Source organism: Pseudomonas huaxiensis, assembly GCF_003231275.1.
GTDB classification, from domain to species: Bacteria; Pseudomonadota; Gammaproteobacteria; order Pseudomonadales; family Pseudomonadaceae; genus Aquipseudomonas; species Aquipseudomonas huaxiensis.
This window is the reverse complement of record NZ_QKVL01000001.1, coordinates 412,050-434,180: the sequence shown is the minus strand read 5'-3', so window position 1 is coordinate 434,180 and position 22,131 is coordinate 412,050. Positions and strand designations below refer to the sequence as shown.

Below are 22,131 nucleotides of genomic sequence, written 5' to 3'. Positions count from 1 at the left end.
GTAGTTCTCCTTAAGCGGCCTGGTCGAGGACTTCGGTCAACCACTGGTTGGTGACCTCGACACGGAAATTGGGGTTTTCAGCAGGTGGGACGTCGGTGAAGCGGATGTTCCAGTACACCTTGCCCTGCTCCAGCTGGCTGGCGGTGTTGAGTTCAGGGTCGGCGTAGACCTCGAAGTTGATGATCGCGCCCTGGGCTTTCAGGTCGCGCATGAAGTTCTCCAGGCCTTCGGTCACGTCCTTGACGTAAGTCGCGGTGATCGAGCGGTCAACCGCCCATTTGTGGCCGTAGAGGATCGCGTCCATGACGATGTCCATGGTCCGCACGCGGGTGACGAAGGCCCACTTCGGATCGCTGGACAGGGTGCGGTTGCCCCACAGGCGGAAGCCGTCATCACGGATGATGGTGGTGATGTTGGCGTTGTTCAGCAGGTTGGCGCGGCAGGTCTCGTCGCCGTCGAGGAACTCCACAGGACGGGTGGTGCCAGTGATGCCGACGAATTCCTTGTTCGACGGCGAGGCCCAGAAGCCGTACTCGCTGTCGGTCCAGGCGAACAGGCCGGCAACCCAAGCCGACGCGGGGGCATCGACAGTGGCGTCAGCACCGGTGTCCCAGTACTTCACACCCGGATCGACCAGGAAGGCACGCTTGGCACCGAAGTTCTCGGCGTAGGCCAGGGCGGCCTCGTCGGTGGTGTTCGGACCGTCGATGATGGCCAGACCGCGCAGCTTGTCGGCCAGGGCAACCAGGGCGGTGCCCACGGCTTGGGTGGCGCTGTGTTTCGGGGTCACCAGCAGGCGTGGCTGGGCGTTGAAACGGCTCTTGCCGTCAAGCAGCGCTTGCAGGCCGGTACGTTTGCCGTCGGCAAGCACGCCACCGATGATCGCCGAAGTCTGCTCGGCGGCGTCGGTCAGCTTGGCCACGCCGCAAGCGACGATGACCGCCTTGGCTCGGGCATAGATCGCCTGGCATGCCTTGGTGATGGCCGCATCGGCGCCGAACGCCGCAATGGCTTCACGCTCGCTGGTGATCAGCACCAGGTCGTTGGCCTTGGCAGTGGCAGTCGGGCCTTCGGTGAAGGTGTCCACCAGGCCGATGATGGAAGAGGAAGGCAGCGCGATGCTGCGCGACCCGGTGTCAACGTTGGTGACGGTAACGCCGTGGAAGAATCCACTCATTGGTATTTCTCCAGATATGAGAAGGCCCCGTCAGTGCGGGGCCGTTCGGGGTGAATGCCGGGCAGAAAAAGCCTCGACAGGTACAGGACTCTATTGCAAATGTTCGGCTAGCCAGACCGGCGGCGCCGGACGCTGTTCAGGCAGAGGAAACATGCCTTCGGCCGGCCAGTCGCGCAGCTCCTGGCGGTAGCCCTGCAGCTCGACAAACTGAGCATCGGCCAGGCTCGTCGGCCGGGTCATGTCCCGCTCGTCGCGGTGCCGGGTAATGATGGGGTCAGTGGCGGCCAACTGGCCGTCGCGCCACGCGCGCTCGATGACCGCCTGCTGCTCGGAACTCAGCGGCGGCGGATCCCGTAGCACCGGGGGCTCTTCGTCAAAGTCGATCAGCTTGCCCTGCTCCTGCCCTGCTCGAAGCGCGACATGCAGTTCAAAACTGATCTCGACAGCATCACCCGGCAACACAGGGTTGATGGCGTCATCGTAAAAGCTGCAGGTCGACCTGCTGGAATAGATGGTCACACATGCCTCCTCGGCGAGCCGCCCAGCTAAGAGCCGAGGGCAAAGAATTGAAAACCGTTGTAGGTGGTGCTACCACGCCAGGTGAATGCGCCCAACGTGGAAACTCCCGCACCCGCATAGCCCAGCGAACCACTGCCGGCGGTGTAGCCCTGGCTAATGAAAATCCGGCGAAAACTGTTTGGGAACGCGATGGGCAAGGTATGCACCTGATCGGCACCGGTCGCCGGCGCGGTTTCCCCCCACTGCAGAATCATGCCGCTGGGAAATTTTTGGTAGCCACTGAACCCCATGCTGCAGAAAAACGCCTCGGCACCGAGGCCGCCGCCGGCCAGATACCAAGCGTTACTGCGCTTAACAAGGGTGACTTTCTCCCCAATAAACGGCAAATACTGGTTGCCCCCCGTGATCCCCTGAATGCCCTCCGCACCGCTGCCCTTGAGCGTTGCTCCAGAGCCGGTGAACAGGAAATGGAAGGCCGAACCGGCTGGCACGCTTGACAATGCCGGCAGCGTGGTCTGGTAGGCGCCGCCGACAATGAACAGCCCGCCCGCTTGCGCAGCCGTGAGTACGGTATTTGCCTCCAGTACCGTCGGCTCGCCCTTCAGGTTGCCCAGGGCCTTCTGCACGAATTCGGTACTGGCCACCTGGTCGGTCGTAGTCCCGGCAGCAGCGGTCGGTACTCGAGGGAGACCGGTAAACGTCGGACTCGCGAGGTTCGCCTTGAGCGTCGGGGTGAAGTTCGCCTCCGTCCAGAGTTTGCGGAAGGTGCCTGCACCTAGATAGCAACTACGAACGAAGAAGTCCTCTTGCCCGTTGAGCGCCCCCAGGAAATCGATGCACTGCTCACCACCACCCCAAGTTACATGTACGCCCGCAGCGTAATTCACCCCTGCGGGTCGGTCTTCGGTAGCAGGCGATGTCGCGACAAAGCGTGTCTCTGGAATGGCACTCAGACGGCCTTCTACAGTTGAAGCCTGGGTGAGCAATCCACCCGCACCCTTGGGCATTGCATCGGTGATACCGTAGCCACCGAGCGTGGTGGCCTTGTCCACCTTGGTTGCGGGATTGAAGTTGCCCTCATGGTAAAGGCGCTGCGCCTTCCATTGCAGTTGCCCTTGTGAGTCCATGGCAATGTCACCGGAGATGACGCCCGTCCAGTGCATCATGATCCGCGGCGCGTAGGCGATGCTCTTGTTCGATGCCCCCACTTCCTGCGCTTCGCGTATCTCGATGGCACCGCCTGACTCGGCCGCGCTACCGTAGCCCAGCCCCGACAGGATCGGACGCTGATAGCTGGTGACGCCGACCTTGAGCGCGTTGACAATTCCATATTCTTCCAGCGTCGTCGGATTTGCCCCTTCCTGCACGACCCCTCGGTCATTGATCCGGACCTTGGTATAGGTCCCGGCCACCTTGTTTTTAGGCAGCACATTGAGGATCGAGCTATCAACATACTCCCGCGTCGCCAGCACCACCGCAGGATCAATCTTCAACTGCACATTGGCCGTACTGGTCACGACCAGGTTCAACCGCACCACCTGCGTCTTGCCCGTCCCCTGACTCAGCAGCGGTTTGAAACTCGGCGCACAGTTGGCCACCGCCACCAGGTCGCCGGCGGCATCGTAGAGACCAATTTCGCGAATCCACCAGCCACCCTCATCCGGCGGAATCACCTGCTCGGCAATGATGATGCTGGCGTTTTTCGGATCGACCGAAAGCTGATTCAGCGGCGCACGACGCCGCTCGTTGATCAGCTTGGTCTGAGTGCGCGACGGCACCGGTTCGGTATTGTTGGCGTCGCCCACGCCCATCTGGGCGAAGGTCCAGGGCACGCCCAAAGCATTCGCGTTGGCCTGTTTGGCCTCCCCCACCGCGGTGAGGATCGCGAAGAACTGGCTGTTCTGGTCAGTCATGAGTAAACGTCCAGGGTTTCGATTTGATGGTCACGGCCGATGAAGCCGTGGTTGCCGCGCACCTCGATGTCTCGAAGGATGGGCGGGTAAATGTCGATGTCGTCGCCTTCGCTCAGGCCCAGGGCAACGCGCAGGTAGCCCTTGGTGTCGAGGGCAATGGCCAACCCGATGAGGTGCCGGCTGACAGGCCGGGCATCGTCGATCAGGGCGGTGAGTTCCTCGTAGGTCTCCTCACTGATGCCGCTTTCGGACACGCCGATCTTCAGCGCGAACGTCCCCGGCACGCCTTGCGGCACGGTGTTGAACCATTCGGCTACTTCAATCAGGTAACCGAAAGGCTCGACCACCCGGCGCAACGCGCTGAGGGTGCCCTTGCGGGCATGCACGTCGAATGAAGAACGGATCACCGCGCGCTTGACCGGATCGGACCAACTGTCATTCCAGCGATCCACCGACCAGGCCCACGCCAGTTGGTGCAGCAGGTGCGCCGGGCAGGTATCGGGGTTGTACAGCACACGCAACGGGATCTCGGGAGCGTCGGTCGATGCAGCCTCGATGGCCCGCTCCAGCAACGTGCTGTTGATAGGCAGGAGGCTAGTCATTTCAGCCTCCCAGCTTGAGATCGAAGCCGTCGCACCATGCCGCCTGCGCCTTGCTCGGGCGGATATCGGTCCAACCCGTCAGCTCGACCCGGGCGACGCCGCTGATGTGCAGTTGCGCGTCGATGGCCGAACGCGGCACTTCAACACCCAGACGCCGTCGCGGATTGACCCAGGCCTGCAATCGGCGCCGGCACTCGGCCAGAGTCGCCTCGTTTTCCGGACCGTTGCCAACCATATGCAGCACGGCGTCGATCCGGTACGGCAGGATCTCGGCGCTGCGGACATTCAGGCGATCGGCCACCGGCCGGACATCGTCCGCATTCAAATGCGCCGTCACCTGTGCCAACAGTTCAGCACTGGCGGCGCCTTTGCCGTCCAGACTCAGAACCGTGACATCCACGACCGCCGGCGAAGAACTCTCCGCCGTAGCATCGGCCACCATTCCCGCAGCATTACGAGCATGGAGGATGTAGCTGTTGCGCGGACCCGCAGTGGTCAGCCCTTCGTAGACAAGTTGAATGCGCTCACGTAGCGCATCGTCTTCTTCAAGAATGCGTTCGGTCGGCGGGACGCTGTTGGGATCCGCCTCCTGCACTACCAGACGCTGCAGACGAACGTTGGCCGCCAATTGGTCGAGATCGCTGCCAATGGCATAGGCCAACAGCAAGGCCTTGGCCGCATCATTGACCCGAGCCCGGTTGAGCAGGGTCCGATAGGCACCGACTTCCAACAGCTTGGTCACCGGGTCGCTTTCCAACTGCGCGTTCCAGGCCTCGCCCATGTGCGCCTTGAAGGCCGCCAGGTCGCCCTGGAAGATGTCCTCGAAATCTAGGTCTTCCAACACCTGCGGCGCGGGTAGCGCCGAGAGTTCGATACCACTCATGCCGTCACCTCCAGGATCTGGCTATCGCCCAGGTATTGTCCGGTGAGTTGCAGGCTCACTTGCCCGTCCACCACCGACAGCACCCGGACCCGCTCCAGTTTCAGGCGTGGTTCCCAGCGCACCAGGGCACGGGCTACTTCGGCCTGTACCGCGCTTTTCCAGCCCTCGTTGACCGGCAGGTCGACGAAGCGCCGCAGCTTGCTGCCGTAGTCCGGACGCATGCGCCGGCTACCCAGCGGCGTGCCGAGGATGTCTTCGATGGACTGCCGCAAATGTGCAATGCCGGATAACGGCTGACCGGTCCGGCGATCCATTCCGATCATCGCGTCACTCCCGTAAGTCGGCACTCGACAGGCAGCAGACATACGGAAGGCCGGTGTCGACTGCGATGTTGTGATTCAGGTTCGCCATGGCGTTCTCCTTGGCATAAAAAAGCCCGCGTCGGCGGGCAGGTTTCAGTGCTTGTGGTTCGGCGTGTTGCCGGCGGTGTCGATGATCGCGCCGCCGCCGTGGATATCCCCCGAAACCTGCAGCGCTCCGTTGATCCGCACCGGGCCATTCAAGGTCATGTTGGTGGCGGTCAGTTCGATTGCATCAGGCGTGGCCACCAGCGTGCTGCCGCCGACCTTGAGGGTGAGGGTTCCACGCGGCAGGTCGATGCTGTAGCTACTCGCCTGCCAGTCATAAATCAGTGAGCCGCCGTCGTCGAAGCGCCAGACTTCGACGTGTTCGCGGTTGTCCGGTTGGTCGCCGGCGTTGCCATAAAGGCCCGGAACGAAGGTGCCCTGCGCCGGCTCGCCGCTGGGGCTGATGAGCACGCCCTGTTCGTTGATACTCGGGGCACGCCAGTGGCGCGCCTTGCCGGCGGCCTGGCTATGCCAGCGAACCCAGGCGCTGGTCCAGCCGGCGCCATCGGAAACCCGTACCCGGGCTGCGGCCAGGTCCACCGCCACTACCCGGCACGGAATCAACAATGCAGAAATCATCCGGTCATGCATGGAGCTTGCGTAGCTCATGCGAAATCCTCCGGCGTCTTGTAATCCCCTTCCTTGCCCGGACCACTGTCCGGATCGAAGGCGAACACCAGCGATCCTGGCGGTTGGTTCGGCCAGTGCCATTGGGCTTCACCCAGGTGCAGCACCTGCTGCCATTGCAGCACCCAGGCTACCGTCGGCAGATCTGTCACCTGCGGCAAGGCCTGAAGGGTATGCGCCTCTTCGACGAAGTCGATGCCCCAGTACTGTTTGCGCAGCACCACCATCAATTGGGCTGCCAACTCGGCGCTTTCCAGCGCCGCCTGCGGGCGGTGGCCATCGACGGCAATGCGCGCCTCGAAGGTCGCGAGAATGCACGAGTGGCCATCACCCGGATCGGTGCTCGGCTTCAGGCCGATGATGGTGTGGCACAGCGCGGGCAGGGTCGTGTCCTGCAGCACCGTGGTGTAACCGCCGACCGTCTCGAGCTGCGGCATGGCTGCCTTGATGGTCGCGGTAATGGCCTCATGTAGTCTGCTCAGTTCGCTCACGGTCTCTCCTTGCTGTCGTTGCCTGCTTGCCCGTTCGGCTGCTCCAGACCCAATCGCTTCGCGGCCCAGCGCTCGTAAAGACCGATGGCCACGTCCGCACCACCGACCGCAGTCAGGCAACCAAAAGCACTGGCCGCCCAGATCGAAAGCCCGCTGGCATACAGCAGCATCACCGTCGATACACCGCAGACCATGCAGGCTCCCGAGCGCAGCGCCAGTCGTCTGAACAGCGCTCCGCCACGGGCACCCGCCCTGTCTGCTCGCCACATCTCACCGGATACCCCACCCAGCAACGCCAGGACGATCACCAGCCAGATCGGCATTTCCAGCAACGTCTGTTGCTCGCTTGTCACGGTCCTGCCTCCTTTGTTCTTCCCGCACAGCGACGGGGCCGGACGGGGATGGGACCGAGTTGTCACTCGGCATTCCAAAAAGCCCGGGCATCCAGGCTTTTCAGTAATGCGTTGTTGAAACGTCTGCCACGACTGGTGTGCAGGGCGTCTCCGCTTCAGATTGTTCCTCCGACCGCGGCCACCTGCCCGCCGGATAACTGCTTACGGTGCTTTACGCTGCACACCCGGGTCAGTTGCCAACCCTCTGAACAGTTGAGGCCTGTTCATCGCTGCCTGTCTCACCACCGGTGTCTGACCGGCTTGAGACAAACTTTATGCATGGATGCATATACAGTCAATGCATTTTTGGAAATATTTGCATTAACGGATTTGCACTAGCGCATCAAAACCCCGCCCGTATTGGTCGCGAAGGGTTTTCGACAGGCGAAAAAAAACCCGCCGAAGCGGGTTTTGGATGATCCTGGAGAGGATTCAGCGGGCGTACATGCCCCACCAGAACACATGACCGAGAATGGCGATCTGCTCTTCCTGCATCTGCTGGAAGCTGTAGTCCTCGTCAGGATGCTCGTCGCGGTTGAAGCTGCGCAGGCGGATACCGGTGGGCAAGCGGTAGAGCTGCTTCACCCGCAACTGGCCGTTGTGATTGATCGCATAAAGGTCGCCGTCGACGATATCGCCGATGGAGCTCTTGCCGGTGTTGACCCCCACCGTGGCGCCATCACGCAATACCGGCAACATGCTGTTGCCGCGCACCGTCACGCACTTGGCATGATCGAACTGCACGCCGTTGTGTCGCAGGCTGCGCTTACCGAAACGCAAACGCGCGCGCTCGCTTTCTTCGATGACGAATCTTCCTGATCCTGCTGCCAACTCGACCTCACGAAGAAAAGGAACGGAAACCTCGTCGTCCTCGACGGGGGTTTCATCATCCCACAGACTGATATCGCGCAATTCGGCATGATCGACAGACAGGCCCGGCTCGCGGCTGTCGCCCAGGTCGACACGACCGCGTAGCTGGTCAGTGCTCACGCCGAAATACTCGGCGATTTTCGACACATGCTTATCAGAAGGATCGACGATCTTCTCGCCGAGAATCCGCGACAGGGTGGATTGGGGCACGCCGGTTCGCCGGTGCAACTCCGTGGCGGAGATCCCGTGGCGATCCAGCAGTGATTTCAAGACGGTGGCTACATTGCGCTTTTGCATGGAACGCATACTGCCGAGGGTCAACAGGAAATGCAATGCGAATATGCATTGAACGTTTGACTTGCGAAGATATGCACCCCCTTGCGCCTGCGAGAATTTGACATAGCCCCGTCTCAGCGCCGCCGGAGAAATCCCTGTAGTATTAGCCCCCTTCACAACCTTCAAAAAGACACCCGCTGTAAGGCCTTGAATGTCTGATCTTTCCGCACACACCCCGATTGTGCTGGGGTATCGGGCAGATATTGGCTACAGCCCTTGGTACATAAGGGATTCAAAGGTTATGCATGTGGGTGCATATGCGTGCAACAAGGCGCTGGATGGCATAGTTTGGCGCTTGGATTGCCCCATTTTTGCCCCAACGTAAGGGACTCAGCATGACAACCCCAAGCAAATCCCCTGCTCTACCGACAGTCGAAGTCGTCCAGGAAGGGAAGCACTTCAAGGTAGACTGGGATTACCAGCACGCCCCAGAGAGCGATGCCCTGTTCGAGCACCAGGCTTTCCTGAAGGGGTACATCCTCGGCGCCATCGACGCCCTGGACATTCCCCGGCAAAACATTTCGTGCATCAGCGCTGAGGCTGGCACGGTGAAGAACCTGTCGCAAGTTACCGCTAACCACCTGGCCGAGCTAATCAAGCAGCGGCTGCACTCTGTTGTTACCGAAGCCCACCGGCGCTTGGTCAACCACGCCAAGCTCCCCCATGTTCGTTTAGCGCAAGAGGACTGACTGGTGGCGAAAAGAGATTTGAACCAGACAGCCTGACCAGCGTTGTTTGCTCTAATCCGCCCGCCCCCTGATTCACCGGCCAGTCCATTCGTTGACTCACCAAACGAACACAGGCACATTGCCAGCGACCAAAACGACCGCACTCAACATGGGTCGACCCGCCAAACACATTGGATGGATACGATGTGAAGCATCTAGCTGATGATTATTATCTTCGCCATAAACGAATTGCCAGCCAACGAAACCGGCAGCGTTTTGCACCAGCAAAACGAGTTAAATCAATTTGTGAATACACATCCAACGACAGCGTCACAATTGAGGCTCCGGAGGAAATCGCGCTTCACTCAGCTACCCTGCACACCAACCTTGTCAGATTCTTATCAACAATTAGAAAAGAATGCCTTCGCCGAGCGCATGTAAAAATAGACTTTAGCAAAACAAAGCACATTATTAGCACCGGAATGCTATTAATGCTTGCCGAAATAGACAGGCTAAGAATCACCCTTGGCGACAAATGCAAAATCACCTGCAACTACCCAAAAAACCAAACCGTTGAAAAAGTTTTTCAACAAGTTGGCTTCTTTAATATCCTCGACAAGCCCCACCGCCTTAAAGTCGATGAAACCGATTTAAACGTCAAGAATTGGCGATACGCATCCGGTGTAAGCGTGAACCCCAAGGACGCAGATATATTATTAAAGGCAATCAAAGACAAAATACCTAAAGGGTACCTAAGGCTGGTTCCTGGTGTAAGCGAGGCAATGGATAATGCCGTACATCATGCCTACATAAGACCACGGGAGGATCGAATTAGCACGAGCGGTCTCGACAAGGCGAATGACAGGAGGTGGTGGGTATTTGCCCAGGTCAACGAGGGGAGGCTTTCTGTCATATTTTGTGACCTAGGTCTAGGCATTCCTGTGACGCTTCCGGAGAAATGGTCTGAGTACATTGGTGACATTGTCCGTCTAACGACTCTCTCCCGTGGCAAGAGAGACATGAGGATGATCCAGCGAGCCCTCGCGCTCGGACGGACCCGTACGGAGGAGGACCATCGAGGGAAAGGCTTAGCTCAAAATGTTATGAAAGCCGCAGAGGAACTGCGCGGACGTCTGCACGTCTACAGCAACCGTGGCGTCGTTGGGGTTGACTTCTCCGACGGAAACCCAACCTATACCAAATACGGCCACTCCCGCTCTATACTAGGCACAGTCATTCAGTGGTCGGTACCGATCACAGACGAGCAGGTACAGGAAGATGAAGATGTCCAAGATTAAAATTTCTCAAGACTTTAGCGAGTACCCCGCTGGCAGGTACCGGGCCGACGGGGATTTTTCTGGCGAGGTGTTCAGAGAAGATCTACTCATACCAGAACTTATGAGTAGCGATATAGTGGAAGTCAACTTCGACGGTTCTATGGGCTATGGATCTTCTTTTTTAGAAGAAGCATTTGGCGGATTGGTACGACTGAAAAAGTTCACAAAAGAATCTCTCCACCAAAAACTAAAGCTAAAATACTCCGAAGACCCATTCCTCATACATGAAATTTGGCACTACATTGACAGCGCCACTGTCAAGGCGTGATAGGAGTCCTTCCATGGATTACGGAGATATCCCCGCTTGGTTGGCGCTAGTTGTTTCAGCCTCAACATTTTTCATTCAGCATTCCCACCAAAAAAATTCTGATCGACGCCAAGCTGAGCGAAATGCTCAAGATGCACAAGAACGTGAAGACATTCAAAGGTCAGCTACCGAGAAGCTTACAAATAGCAATCGCAAGCTGCGTTTAGAGAAGATGATCCAAGATCTTGATGAGCTTCTTGCGATCACCCTCCAATATTGGACATGCTCAGGCCGCGATGGAGCGACGTCGGCTTTATTTATGAAGATTAAGGTTCGAGATTTTTCAAGTCGATGCACCGAATATCGGACTTTTCTATGGGATAGAGCCGGAGAAGAATTTTCTTTGATTCGCCGGCATATCACCGGCGGTCAATTTGAGGTCGTTTCTCGCCCCGCGTTAGCCACAACTGACCCATTTCTTAGCACAGCTAGCCGCCAGCTTTCTGACTTCCGGAGCAACATACGTAGGGTATGCGATAAATTAGATAGCGTTTATTAGCCAGATAAATAATCAAAGCGTGCTCACAAGCCACTGTTACGCTCTACGTTCCTGACGCAGCTCCTAAGCGGAGAGCAGGGGGCGCTGCCAGCCCTCCCCGTTTCGCTATTGATCTCAACCAGAACAGACTTTCGCCGGCCCGGCGTCGTCAGTTGCGAGACAGCGAACAGATCGTCCATAAACTCTTCTTGGCTCACACCTATCAAGCTGAATGTGCGATGTTCTACCTGATAGGTGTTCCAGCACCTCAGCCGCCGCCCGAGTGAACAGCAACGCACACCTTGCCCGCTAATGCCCACTGAGTTGCGGCAAAAAAACAAACGATCAATCCCTAAAGTACAGGACTTGGGCGCTTTTCTATATGCGTGCAGTGAATACGCTTAAACAAAATTATTTACTGGAGAGCAACTCCGTCGGGCAGGACCAGCTTTGCGTCTTCTCTTTCGACCCCAGCGATACGACTTTCAAGCACCCGTCAGCGGGTGGTTTCTTATCAATGGCTGTTTCAAGATACGTTATAGATTTTGGTCCATTGTCAATTTGCTCTTGGCAGTTTTTTGCCGCTTCGACATAGGTGGTCAATGCCTTTTCTGGCGTTTCGGTTGGGATATTCCCGGCTACCACAGACCAATATTCCTGTGCCTTGTAGCCTGCACCACGGCAATGGGAAAGCGGTGAAAACATGGTACCCAATGCGTCGCCCTCGGAACGTAAAGCCAGCATCTTCTTATGCTGTGCAGGCAGATCCGCACCGACAGGAAGCGACTTCATTTCCTTGATCTCGCCGACATAAACAGTAGTCTTGAGCAAGTATGCAATAGCATGCTCACGATTTGCCGAGTACTGCTCAATCTCTTTTTTATTGTCTCCCGTTATTTTATAGCCGGGGTCGTTACATCCTGTTAGGCCCGACGCAGCGAGAGCGATAGCCAGTGCAATTAACGTCGTCCTTTGAGTCTTATTCATATTCCCTACTTATTATCTTTGGATTGTCCATAAAATTCTCAGGAATTACCTGAGCGATCCCCATCGTACAAGATGTCATGCCATGGGCCAAAACCTGAGCCCTCCGGCCTGCCAAAGAAAAAGGTTTTTGACACGTTGCCTTTGTCGGGCTACCTTCCGCTGGTCGCTGCAAACTCAGCGATGCAGGATTGGCGTCCTGGCAAACGGGCGGATGCATAACCGCCGCTTGAGCGGTTTTTTTGTGTCCGCAGCATGGCTTCACCCGTTATGGGCGGGCCGTGTGTGGGAGCCTTCGGGCTCGCCGGTACCCGTTTCCGGTACGCCAACCCGCACGGTTCCGCTCACCCATATTGGCGTATGGGCGCGGCAAGCAGACTTAAACGGGATACTCATCATGAAAGCCATCGCACCTGTTACCACCCCGGTACTTGTTGAACTGACTGACGGCCAGCCCACTACCACCAGTCTCGATGTTGCAGCGCACTTCAGTAAGCAACACAAGACCGTGCTGCGCGCCATCGCGAACCTGGAGTGCTCGCCCGAATTCAATCAGCACAATTTTGCGCCGATTGAATACACCGACACGGTAGGCCGTAAGTACACGCAGTACCGCATGACACGCGATGGCTTCACCTTCCTTTGCATGGGCTTCACCGGTAAGGAAGCGGCCAAGTGGAAGGAGGCATATATCGATGCCTTCAATCGACTGGAGCACGCTGCTGCCGAGAGGAACACCCTTCCCGTCGCACAAGGGGCAGCATTTGAACAACGCGCGCTCAACGGTCACCCGATCCTGATCGCCGAGCTGGAAGGCAAGCTATGGTTCAGTGCGGGAAACCTCTGCACAGCGCTCAACCTGGGCACCTCCGACCGGGTCGTCCGCAGCCTGGTGGCCCAACACAAGCGCAAGCTGCAACACGGCAGGCGCGACCTGTGGATGGTCGATGTCATTGGCGCACAGCGCGCCGCCGATTACTGCAAGCCCGAGGTGGCGGGTGATTATCGGCAGTGGCTTCAGCGGCTCCTGGCCGAACGGACTGGTAGTGAATCGGCCCAAGGGTGGGCTGGGGAAAAGGATTCGCTACACAACCTTCCGGTCCAAACCGAACAGGCACTTAGCCAGAAGCTATTGCGCAGCCGCTTCCTGATGTACTTCGACCTCACCGGCGAGATGCACATTCAAGCCATCGATCCTGAAGCAGGCATCTTCAAACGGGACCAACTGGCATCGTTCATCAGCGACCCTCAAGGGGCACCACGCAGTTCGTTGCCAGATATCCTGGAAGCGGTCAGCCATAGAATGAAGTCGCCCATCTAAAAGGGCCGCGTCATTGTGCGACCGCCCTTACATAGGCTTGGCACGCCTGCAGGGCGATCAATCCCTGGTCACCGTCACCGACGATTCCGACAACTCGTTGAGCATGCGCTGGGTCAAGTTGGGCTCGCGTGGCTCCATGAACCACGCCGCTGGAGCTGGTGGTGGCTGGCAGTCCACCGCCACTGGTCGGGGCGGCGAGTAGGACTGACAGCCGTAGATCTGCAGTAGCAAGGCGGTCACGCAAGCGAGCTTGAGCTTGTTGGACATTGGTCATCTCTTTTTGGTGGGTTTCGTCACTCGCCTGCAGGCGCGCTTCCACGACCCGGCGCCGGGTCTGTTCGGTCTGTTGTCGCTCGATCACGGACAGTGCTGCCGCCTCACGTTCGCGGCCATATGCACTGGCCTGGTCGGCGAGCTGGGCGCCATAGCTGTTGGCCTGCCAATGCCACGCGGCGGCTCCACCCAGGCCGAGCCCGAGCAGCAGCGCGACACGCCAGTCCAGCACGCTCACTGCAACACCTTCAGGGCACGCTCGTACAAGGCTTGGCGGTCCGCCAGGCCATTGGTGCCACCGTTAATATTTTTCGTGATCTGCAGGAAGTCTTCCCGGTCTGCCATCCCGTTGAGCCCGTTGATCTGCCAATACCAGGCCGCAGACATCGACGCATAAAGCGGGTGCTCCAAAAGCTCCGGGGTGTTCAGCAGGCGTGCATCACTGAACAGCGCTTCACTGCAAGCGTTGTAGTTCAACCGGCCAGTGACCTGAATGAGCCCTCGCCCCGGGAAGCGCCAGCCATCCCCTGACGACTCTGGGCCGTTCCCCATTCGCCCGCCGTATACGGCATTGGCCAGCTTCTCCGGGTTTCCACTCAACTCGGCGGCCCGCGGGACAAGCGACCGCCAGCGGCTGGTGGCTGGCGAAGCAAGCCCGATCTCCCGAATCCGGTCGGCTCGGTAGTTCAGGTTTTCCTTCATGCTGCGAAGCTGGACAGACTCATGACCGGTCTGCGCGATGAAGGCCGCGATGCGCAGCCGGGTGATGATCCCGTACTTGGCCATAGCCGCGTTCAGTGCAGGAACAAAAACGCCGGCTTGTTTGCCGGCGTTGGGGAGGATGCGCAGCAGTTGCTGCTCTGTGATGGGCATACGTGTTCTCCTGTGGCTGGCCGTCAGGCCGAGGGGGATAGATCGATTGTCTTCAGTGGTTTGGTTTCTTTTTTCTTCTTGCCGCTGGCCTTGGCCTTGCCCTTCTTGCCACCGTTGCATTCGACCGAGGTCGTCCAACCCGAGGCGGTGAAGGTCTGCTCAACGCTGTCCACCAGGTACTCGCCGTCGAGACCGGTCTTGAAGCCTTGGACGTTGATCATCCGTTCAGCAAACAAGTCGGTGCGGCCGGCCATGTCCAGGCGTACGCCTGCAGTGCTGCGATTGAATGCCGCGAGCCGGGCCTTGGCAGCCTGTTCTGCAGCGGACTTGTTGGGGTAGACGTGGCGGTCGGTGTGGACCGGAGGCAGCGTTGTCGGTGCGTCTTCGTTGGCCAGGTCGATGACCTTCAGCTCGCCGGTTTTCTTGTCCTGGTGCTTGGTCTTGACGGCCTTGTGGGTCGTCTTGTCGCCGAGCCTGAGTTGCCAGCGGCTGACGTCCTTGCGGGTAATCGTGATGGCGGGCAATGCCTTGCCGCTTGCGGTCTGGCCACCCTGCCGGGGCATAACCAGGAGCTTGCCTTCGGCGACCTTGGCCGTGCAGTCGTATTGCTTTGCCAGGCGGGTGATGAAGTTGAAGTCCGACTCGCTGAGCTGGTCGACGCGGGGCACCTTGGTCTGCACCGGGCAGACCGGCTCCCAGCCATTGCGGCCGGCGATGTCGCTGACGATCTGCTGCAGCGGGACGCCTTCCCAACTGCCGCTGCGCGTTGTCTTGCCGGTGCCGCGCATGTCGCTGGCTTTGCCGCGGATCGTCAGTGTGTCGGGCGGGCCGCTCAGTTCGACCTCGTCCACTGTGTAGCGCCCGAGCCGGGTTAGTGCCTGGCCGGCGTAGCCCATAAAGACCTCGACACTGGCACCGCGGCTGGGCAGCGACACCGCCTGGTCGCGGTCATCGATGCGCAGTTCGAACTCATCCGACTCAAGCCCCGGTTTATCGGACGTGCGCAGCATCAGCAGCCGGTCGTTGATAAGCGCGGTGATGTCGCGGCTGTCCGCGACAACACGGAAGACAGGTTGCATTGATCATCCCCCTTGAATGAAAAACCCCGCACTCGGCGGGGTTGGGTTGTTACGCGGTAGGGTCAGTCCCAGAGGCGCACCGTTGCGTCGGTCGACACCGGCAGGTCCGGCAACTTGATCAGCACCCCCGCCCGGTACGGCTGGGGAATGTCGGCCAGTCCCTGATTGGCCGCCAGCACCGCCTCGACGCTGCCGTTGAGATGGCCGTAATAGTGCTGGCACAACGTGTCCAGCAGATCCCCGTCAGACGTTCTGCAGGTCGTCGCCATAGCTCACGAACTCCAGCGAGAATGATTGTTTACGCGGAATGCCACCGGCCAGCAGGCTGCTTTGCTCTTCCTCGACACTGAGCAAGCACCAGTTGCCCAGCACCTCGCCATAGCCCGTGACCAGGCTCAGCGCCTGCAAGTTGCGGCCGATACTGCGCAGCGTATCCAGTTGCTTGAGCCCGCCCTTGTGACCGGGGTAGATCACGCCCTTGATGGTGATCTTGTCTTCACCCTGCCCCACAGCCTGCTGCGCAATGGAGCGCGACAGCCGCTCCTGCCCTGCCCAGCGAAACGCCGTCTGTCGTCGCAGCTCCTCGAAGGCAGCCGTGTCCAGGTTGAAGTAGTAAGGCTGCGTGTTCGGGGCCTGGGACTGAATGATCAGCAGGTGCGGGAATGGCTTCACCGCCTCGGCTGCCGGCGTCTGCTCTGGTGAGAACGAGGACGACGGCACGATGTTGCCCAGGGACGGACTGACCTTGCCGGCCACCCGGTTGATCGCAGCGCCGGCCTTGGCGGCTTGTTCCTTGAGGGTGCCGATACGCTCCTGAACTTGCCCAGCGGCCGTGGTGGCCTGGCTGTAGATCGAGGCCACCCGGCCGACGGTCTCCTGTGCAGCGGTGATACCGCGCATTGTGCGCTGTAGCTTTTCTCCCAGTGCCGGGCCCACGAACGGTATGTTTTCCAGCTCGGACGCGGCACCCGTGATGTTGCTGATCGCGCCGTTCATAGGGCCCAGCATCTCGTCGGCGCTGCGCCGGCCAGCCTCTCCCGCTGCAACCAGGGATTTAAACCCCGATTGCAGTTGCTCCATATAGGCCATGGGCCCTCCTTAAACGTGGGGTTCGTCGCTCAACTGGCGGGCCTGAGCCTGCCGGGCGAAGTCTTCCATTTGCCGCTGTAGATGCGGCCAGAGTTCTTGCGCCATCCGCCCCGGGTCTTTCGCGTCCCCCTGAACCGTGACCGACATGCTGGGCGCGAACGCAAAGGACTGATCCACCTTGCCCCGCTCAGGCTTCGGCGCGGCCGCCTTGGCCAGCTCCTGCGCGCTGGGGGCTGCTGAAGCTGTCTTATCCAAGTCACGCACAACGGCGCCCATACTCGCCCCCTGCGGGGCCACAACTCCCCCGCCAGGCAACTGCACCGTGCCGGGGTTGCGCGGGTCATACGGCACAACAGATGTCGGCGGTTTGGTCACGACGTCTGACTCGGCAACCTGCTCCGGTTCTTTTTCCCCGAACAGCTTTTTGCCCAGCCAGCCCCCGCCAGCCTCGCCGCCCATACTGCCGAGGTAGGCGCCCACCAGGCCGCCAATAGCGGTGCCGATGATCGGCACCACCGAACCGATAGCCGCACCGGCAGCAGCACCAGCAGCAGCGCCCGCAAGACCGCCGGCAACGCTCCCGTACCCCTCGGCTTTTTCATCCTGGGTTTCTGCGTTCATCGCGACGTCAACGGCCCCGAGACCAGCGCTAAGAAGGTTCCCGCCCGGAAGACGCTTACCTATCTCTGTCGCAGTCCTCGCGCCCCGGACCATCGCCCCCAGCGAGTTGGCCACCCTTGACGGAGGCGCAGGCGGAACAGGGGGAACTGGTGGCGGTCGAGGCACCGGCGGCCGTGGCCGTGGATTCGGTGAAGGCCCCGGCCGAGGACCGGGCCCAGGGTTGCGAGTACGCCGAGGACGTCGAGGGCGCGGCCGGCGACGCCGACCCGGACCATCACCAGCACCCGGCCCTGCCCCCCCGCCGAAGGCATCAGCATTGACGACAAAGACCTTCTGCGGCTCCGATCCGCCACCCTCGGCGCCGCCCTCGTCCTCGCCGCGGGCTTCACGGAATATATCCAGGACTTTCAGCCCCATTTCGACCGGCTGAAACCCTTTCTTCTCTTCCCCGCCGGCGCCTTCCTCTCCCTCGCCACCTTCGGATTCGCCCTTGCCGCCGAACATCTTGAGGCCCGACGACAGCAGATCGATTACCTTTCCGCGCCGACCGCCCTTCTCGTCGTCGCCTCCCTCCCCATCCCCGTCACCGGAGTTGGTCACGAACACTTTCTGCACCTTGTTCGGGTCGCCCATCAGAGAACCCCGACCAATGTTGAAAATGCCCTTGGCGATCTTGAATCCGTTGAACAGCCCTCTCAGGGCCAGAAAAGCACCGCCAACCGCCACGACACCACCCACCACGCTCTGCGAGCCGTCAGAGAGCTTGGTGAAACCCTGAGCCATAGCGGTGACAATGGTCGCAACCCAGTCGGTCATCGGGCGAATTGCGTCACCGATGCTACGCATCGCATCGTCCATGGCGTTGACTGTCTCAGCCCATCGCTGTTTCGACGTCTCGCGGCGCTCGGCGAGGTTCTTCTCGAGAATGCCGGTCGCCTGCGTGGCATCTGTCTTGAGCTTGTCGTAGAACCCGCGATTCTGCCCATAGGCGGTGAGCGCGGCCTTGACCTGCATGTCTGCAAAGATGTCGCCCGTGCGCAGAGACTGCTCCAGCGCATCCAGCATCTTGATCGCCTTTTCGGGATCAACTTCCTTGTCAATTTTCGCCTTGGCCTCGGCCATTTTCTTGGCCTTGGCCGGGTCGGTTTTCTCGACGTACTGCATCGCCAGGGCCATGCTGGATTCCATGACCGACATGCCTTTCTGGATGCCGGTGTTGAGCGATGCCTGATAGTCGATGCCGGCTTTCTTGTAGGCATCTACAACTTCGCCGGAGCCAATCTTCTCGATCCAGTTCTTGAGGTTGTTCGCCGCCTCATCGGAGCCACCTGCAGTCTTCATTTGCACCTGCAGCATTGCGCCCAACTGGGCAACCGCTTCCGGTCCGACACTGCCGGTCTTTTCCATTCCGGCCAGCAGTACCGGAAACCAGCGCGCCATATCGGACGCTTCAAAGCTACCCGCCTGCCCCTGCAGGGCGATGCCCTCAAGGGCCTTTGTCATCTGCTCGGGATCAGTGATCTTGGCGTTCTGCTCCAGAGCCATGATCATTCGAGCCGTGTCTTCACCGCCCGCGCCCTGCCCGACCGAGAACTTTGCAGCGACGGTCGAGTAAGACAGCGCCTTGTTCAGATCCATGCCGGCACCGACTAGCTGGTTCACCAGATCGGCGACACCATCGCGGCTCATGCCGTTGTCCTGGGCAACCTGAATGATCTGCTTTGACATCGCCTGCTCTTTAGGCTGGTTCGCTACACCAGCCTTGATCGCAATATCGCGGACCTTGTCTTGATAGTTCGCGCTGATGACTGTCGGGATCGCCACCGCGGCCACTGCTGCAGTCGCTTGGGCCGCGGTAGACTTGAGCCCTTCCTTGCCAGCGGTCATCTGCTGCCGACCTTTGATCTGCAGGTCAGTCGCCTTAGCAGTCCGGCCAAGGCGTTGATACTCCTGGTTCAACCTGCCCACCTGGATGCCTTGTTTGCGCAGGCTATCCAGGTTTTTATCCAGCTTGCGCAACAGCCCAGCGGCCGAGGCCGAACCGCTGTCGTGCGCTTTCTTCCACTCATCCCGCAACTTGATCGTTTCGCCGATCATGCCTTTCAGCACTTTGGCCTTGTTGCCTTTCTGCTCAAGCTTCGCGATGCCGCTTTCAGCGGTCTTGAAAGCCGAGCCGAGCGACGACGCAACCGCGCCGCCGATCACTACCGATAGCGCCAATTTGCTTGCCATCGTTCACCCCCATCGGGCTCAGTCCGTGAGCCACCAGACCATGTCGGCGTAGGACATGGTCATGATTTCGGCGGCGGAAAAGCCCAGCTCCGTCGCGAGCCGCTTTGCCGCCAGTTTTTGCAGCGCCGGGTTAAAGCTCGTCCTCTTGCACCAAGCGAAAATATCCGGTCTGCAGGCGGGTGTAGTCCTTCAACGTCAGCCCCTCCAGATCCTTGGTACTGACTTCGGCAAGCGAGGCGAACAGGTTCATTTCGCGCTGCTCGTCATCAGCGCCGCCAGTCTGATGGGCAGTGCGCATATCGCGCACGGTCGGGGCGCGCAGGTTCAGCTTGTCGACCTGCACGCCATTGGCCTCGGATGGGCGAGTCAACGTTACGGTAACGCGGTCACCGGCAATGGCCAGCCAGCTCGGGGTTTTCTTGATCATGTGTGAATTCCTTTCGTGCGAGGGGATTAGAGGCCGAGGGCCGAACGTTGGGCGGCGAGCTGGTCAACGCCGTTGACGACGCGTTTCATACCGAGCGGATCAATCTCGTACATGACCCGGCCGTCGATTTCGAACTTGTAGTAAGTGACCGCGATGTTGTGCTTGAACTCGGCTTTGTCGGCCGCCTTCCAGTCGCCCATGTCGACCTCTTTCAGCAAGCCGCGAAGGGTGACGACAACCGGGGTGATCGCGCCCTTGAGGCCCTTGAAGGCGCCCCGAAACGTGCCGTTGAAGGCGGTGCCATCGGCCAGGCCGAAGAACTTCAGCGACTCTTTGCGCACGCCGGTAATCGAGAAACCGGCCTCCATCTTCTCCATGCCTTGGTCCAGCTCGACCGGCGCGTCCATACCACCGACGCGGTGCTCTTCGGTCTTGATCGCGAGCTTGGGCAGGGTCAGGCTGGTGACATCACCCTGGAAACTGACGCCGTCCACGAACAGGTTCAGGTTGGCGAGGGTTTGCGGAATCATTGCCATGCGTTGGGCTCCTTATGCGTTCTGATCGAGGACTTCGGTCAGCCACTGGTTGGTGACCTCGACACGGAAGTTCGGGTTTTCGGCCGGGGGCACGTCGGTGAAACGGATGTTCCAGTACACCTTGCCCTGCTCCAGTTGGCTGGCCGTGTTCAGCTCAGGGTCAGCGAACACCTCAAAGTTGATGATTGCGCCCTGGGCTTTCAGGTCGCGCATGAAGTTCTCCAGGCCCTCGGTCACGTCCTTGACGTAGGTCGCGGTGATCGAGCGGTCGACAGCCCATTTGTGCCCGTACAGGATCGCGTCCATGACGATATCCATGGTGCGAACGCGGGTGACGAACGCCCACTTCGCGTCGCTGCTCAGCGTGCGGTTGCCCCACAGGCGGTAGCCGTCGTCGCGGATGATGGTGGTGATGTTCGCGTTGTTGAGCAGGTTGGCCCGGCAGGTTTCGTCGCCGTCCAGGAACTCCACCGGCCGGGTCACGCCAGTGATGCCGACGAACTCCTTGTTCGACGGCGAGGCCCAGAAGCCGTACTCGTTGTCGGTCCAGGCAAACAGGCCGGCGACCCACGCCGAGGCCGGCGCGTTGATCGTGGCGTCGGCCGTGGTGTCCCAGTACTGCACTCCCGGGTCGACCAGAAACGCGCGCTTGGCACCGAAGTTTTCGGCGTAGTCCAGGGCGGCTTCGTCGGTGGTGTTGGGGCCGTCGATGATGGCGATGCCGCGCAACTTGTCAGCCAGGGCCACAAGCGACGTGCCCACCGCCTGCGTGGCGCTGTGCTTCGGGGTCACCAGCAGACGGGGCTGGGCGTTGAACCGGCTCTTGCCGTCCAGCAGCGCTTGCAGGCCGGTACGTTTGCCGTCGGCCAGCACGCCGCCAATGATCGCTGAGGTCTGCTCGGCCGGGTCGACCAGCTTGGCCACGCCGCACGCGACGATCACCGCCTTGGCGCGGGTGTAGATCGCCTGGCACGCCTTGGTGATGGCCGAGGCCGGGCCGAAGGCCGCGACGGCTTCACGCTCGCTGGTGATCAGCACCAGATCGTTGGCCTTGGCCGTGGCGTCGGCGCCCGGGGTGAACGTGTCGACCAGGCCGATGATCGAGGACGACGGCAACGCGATGTTGCGCGCCCCGGTGTCGACGTTCGTTACGGTAACGCCGTGGAAGAATCCACTCATTGGTATTTCTCCAGATATGAAAAAGCCCCGCAGTGCGGGGCCTCGGGTGGAACAGAAAACGCCCAGACGGTGCGGGCGCTAGCTCAGCCAGAGCGGCGCTAACGGGCGCTGCTCGATGTTTGGGAAGGCTTCCGATGCCGGCCACTCGCGCAGCAGTTGCAAGTAAGCCAGCAGCTCGGTGAACTGCTCGGCAGTCAATGTGGTGGACAGTTGCAACTCCAGCTCGTCCCGATGACGCTCGCGAAGCCAACTCACTTGCGTGATCGCCGCGTCGCGCCAGGCCCGCTCTTTGGCCAGTACGTACTCCGGGTCTTGCGGCGGGTCGACCAGCTCAAGCTCACCAGCGCCATCAACGCGGATCACTTGCCCATGAGACAGGCCATGTAGCAGCTCAACCCGGCGAGCGGGTGACACCTTGATTGCATCTGCCGGAATCTGCCCGGGGGCATGAATCACGGATTCGAAAAACCCGGTCTCGCCCGGGCTGTAGAAAGTAGTCATCTGATCCCC

Annotated in this window: 26 protein-coding genes; 5 read left to right on the top strand and 21 right to left on the bottom strand. The window is 60.0% G+C overall.

What is annotated here, in order from left to right:
- Positions 1 to 10: 10 nt before the first annotated feature.
- The 10 genes from DM374_RS02025 to DM374_RS01980 form a co-directional block, all read right to left on the bottom strand.
- Complete coding sequence (locus tag DM374_RS02025) at positions 11 to 1,177, bottom strand: phage tail sheath subtilisin-like domain-containing protein (protein WP_110968349.1); 1,167 nt, start codon at positions 1,175 to 1,177, stop codon at positions 11 to 13.
- A 90-nt stretch (positions 1,178 to 1,267) separates the two neighbouring features.
- Entirely contained in the window at positions 1,268 to 1,696 is a 429-nt protein-coding gene (locus tag DM374_RS02020; RefSeq protein ID WP_110968348.1) for a tail fiber assembly protein, read from the bottom strand.
- Positions 1,697 to 1,722: 26 nt separating this feature from the next.
- Positions 1,723 to 3,609 (bottom strand): phage tail protein, encoded by a 1,887-nt coding sequence (locus tag DM374_RS33585; RefSeq protein ID WP_225422429.1) that lies wholly within the window; start codon positions 3,607 to 3,609, stop codon positions 1,723 to 1,725.
- Positions 3,606 to 4,211 (bottom strand): phage tail protein I, encoded by a 606-nt coding sequence (locus tag DM374_RS02010; RefSeq protein ID WP_110968347.1) that lies wholly within the window; start codon positions 4,209 to 4,211, stop codon positions 3,606 to 3,608. The genes DM374_RS33585 and DM374_RS02010 overlap by 4 nt, the downstream gene beginning before the upstream one ends.
- Position 4,212: 1 nt before the next feature.
- Entirely contained in the window at positions 4,213 to 5,094 is an 882-nt protein-coding gene (locus DM374_RS02005; protein WP_110968346.1) for a baseplate assembly protein, read from the bottom strand.
- Entirely contained in the window at positions 5,091 to 5,417 is a 327-nt protein-coding gene (locus DM374_RS02000; protein ID WP_110968345.1) for a GPW/gp25 family protein, read from the bottom strand. Before DM374_RS02000 ends, DM374_RS02005 begins: the two co-directional genes overlap by 4 nt.
- Positions 5,418 to 5,549: 132 nt before the next feature.
- A complete protein-coding gene (locus DM374_RS01995; protein ID WP_110968344.1) occupies positions 5,550 to 6,110 on the bottom strand; it encodes a phage baseplate assembly protein V in 561 nt (186 codons plus the stop codon).
- Positions 6,107 to 6,619 (bottom strand): hypothetical protein, encoded by a 513-nt coding sequence (locus tag DM374_RS01990; protein ID WP_110968343.1) that lies wholly within the window; start codon positions 6,617 to 6,619, stop codon positions 6,107 to 6,109. The genes DM374_RS01995 and DM374_RS01990 overlap by 4 nt, the downstream gene beginning before the upstream one ends.
- A complete protein-coding gene (locus DM374_RS01985; protein ID WP_095154052.1) occupies positions 6,616 to 6,972 on the bottom strand; it encodes a phage holin family protein in 357 nt (118 codons plus the stop codon). Before DM374_RS01985 ends, DM374_RS01990 begins: the two co-directional genes overlap by 4 nt.
- Before the next feature lie 471 nt (positions 6,973 to 7,443).
- Positions 7,444 to 8,187 (bottom strand): LexA family transcriptional regulator, encoded by a 744-nt coding sequence (locus tag DM374_RS01980; protein ID WP_095154352.1) that lies wholly within the window; start codon positions 8,185 to 8,187, stop codon positions 7,444 to 7,446.
- 365 nt (positions 8,188 to 8,552) lie between these two features.
- On the opposite strand from DM374_RS01980, the gene DM374_RS01975 reads away from it, so the two are divergent.
- From DM374_RS01975 to DM374_RS33050, 4 genes are all read left to right on the top strand, one after another.
- Entirely contained in the window at positions 8,553 to 8,906 is a 354-nt protein-coding gene (locus DM374_RS01975; protein WP_110968342.1) for a hypothetical protein, read from the top strand.
- 185 nt (positions 8,907 to 9,091) lie between these two features.
- Positions 9,092 to 10,183 (top strand): ATP-binding protein, encoded by a 1,092-nt coding sequence (locus DM374_RS01970; protein ID WP_110968341.1) that lies wholly within the window; start codon positions 9,092 to 9,094, stop codon positions 10,181 to 10,183.
- A complete protein-coding gene (locus DM374_RS01965; RefSeq protein WP_110968340.1) occupies positions 10,170 to 10,490 on the top strand; it encodes an STAS-like domain-containing protein in 321 nt (106 codons plus the stop codon). The genes DM374_RS01970 and DM374_RS01965 overlap by 14 nt, the downstream gene beginning before the upstream one ends.
- Positions 10,491 to 10,503: 13 nt before the next feature.
- Positions 10,504 to 11,028: a hypothetical protein gene (locus DM374_RS33050; RefSeq protein ID WP_157969646.1), complete on the top strand. Its 525-nt coding sequence runs from the start codon at positions 10,504 to 10,506 to the stop codon at positions 11,026 to 11,028.
- Between the two features lie 390 nt (positions 11,029 to 11,418).
- On the opposite strand, the gene DM374_RS01960 is transcribed toward DM374_RS33050, so the two are convergent.
- Positions 11,419 to 11,994 (bottom strand): hypothetical protein, encoded by a 576-nt coding sequence (locus DM374_RS01960; protein ID WP_177431496.1) that lies wholly within the window; start codon positions 11,992 to 11,994, stop codon positions 11,419 to 11,421.
- A 394-nt stretch (positions 11,995 to 12,388) separates the two neighbouring features.
- Between DM374_RS01960 and DM374_RS01955 the strand changes: the two genes are divergently transcribed.
- Positions 12,389 to 13,312: a Rha family transcriptional regulator gene (locus DM374_RS01955; protein ID WP_110968339.1), complete on the top strand. Its 924-nt coding sequence runs from the start codon at positions 12,389 to 12,391 to the stop codon at positions 13,310 to 13,312.
- Positions 13,313 to 13,322: 10 nt separating this feature from the next.
- On the opposite strand, the gene DM374_RS01950 is transcribed toward DM374_RS01955, so the two are convergent.
- The 10 genes from DM374_RS01950 to DM374_RS01905 form a co-directional block, all read right to left on the bottom strand.
- Entirely contained in the window at positions 13,323 to 13,823 is a 501-nt protein-coding gene (locus DM374_RS01950) for a lysis system i-spanin subunit Rz (RefSeq protein WP_110968338.1), read from the bottom strand.
- Positions 13,820 to 14,458 carry a glycoside hydrolase family 19 protein gene (locus tag DM374_RS01945; protein ID WP_110968337.1) on the bottom strand — a complete coding sequence of 213 codons (639 nt, stop codon included), beginning with the start codon at positions 14,456 to 14,458 and terminating at the stop codon, positions 13,820 to 13,822. Before DM374_RS01945 ends, DM374_RS01950 begins: the two co-directional genes overlap by 4 nt.
- Positions 14,459 to 14,481: 23 nt before the next feature.
- A complete protein-coding gene (locus DM374_RS01940; RefSeq protein ID WP_110968336.1) occupies positions 14,482 to 15,537 on the bottom strand; it encodes a phage late control D family protein in 1,056 nt (351 codons plus the stop codon).
- A 62-nt stretch (positions 15,538 to 15,599) separates the two neighbouring features.
- Positions 15,600 to 15,806, bottom strand: coding sequence for a tail protein X (locus tag DM374_RS01935; protein WP_110968335.1), 207 nt, complete (start codon positions 15,804 to 15,806; stop codon positions 15,600 to 15,602).
- Positions 15,781 to 16,626, bottom strand: coding sequence for a phage tail protein (locus DM374_RS01930; RefSeq protein ID WP_177431495.1), 846 nt, complete (start codon positions 16,624 to 16,626; stop codon positions 15,781 to 15,783). Before DM374_RS01930 ends, DM374_RS01935 begins: the two co-directional genes overlap by 26 nt.
- 9 nt (positions 16,627 to 16,635) lie before the next feature.
- Positions 16,636 to 19,479, bottom strand: a complete 2,844-nt coding sequence (locus DM374_RS01925) for a phage tail tape measure protein (protein WP_110968334.1) — start codon at positions 19,477 to 19,479, stop codon at positions 16,636 to 16,638.
- Between the two features lie 130 nt (positions 19,480 to 19,609).
- Positions 19,610 to 19,906 (bottom strand): phage tail assembly protein, encoded by a 297-nt coding sequence (locus tag DM374_RS01920; protein ID WP_110968333.1) that lies wholly within the window; start codon positions 19,904 to 19,906, stop codon positions 19,610 to 19,612.
- Between the two features lie 26 nt (positions 19,907 to 19,932).
- Entirely contained in the window at positions 19,933 to 20,442 is a 510-nt protein-coding gene (locus tag DM374_RS01915; protein ID WP_110968332.1) for a phage major tail tube protein, read from the bottom strand.
- 12 nt (positions 20,443 to 20,454) lie between these two features.
- Positions 20,455 to 21,621: a phage tail sheath subtilisin-like domain-containing protein gene (locus DM374_RS01910; protein ID WP_110968331.1), complete on the bottom strand. Its 1,167-nt coding sequence runs from the start codon at positions 21,619 to 21,621 to the stop codon at positions 20,455 to 20,457.
- 78 nt (positions 21,622 to 21,699) lie between these two features.
- Complete coding sequence (locus DM374_RS01905) at positions 21,700 to 22,122, bottom strand: tail fiber assembly protein (protein ID WP_110968330.1); 423 nt, start codon at positions 22,120 to 22,122, stop codon at positions 21,700 to 21,702.
- Positions 22,123 to 22,131 lie beyond the last annotated feature (9 nt).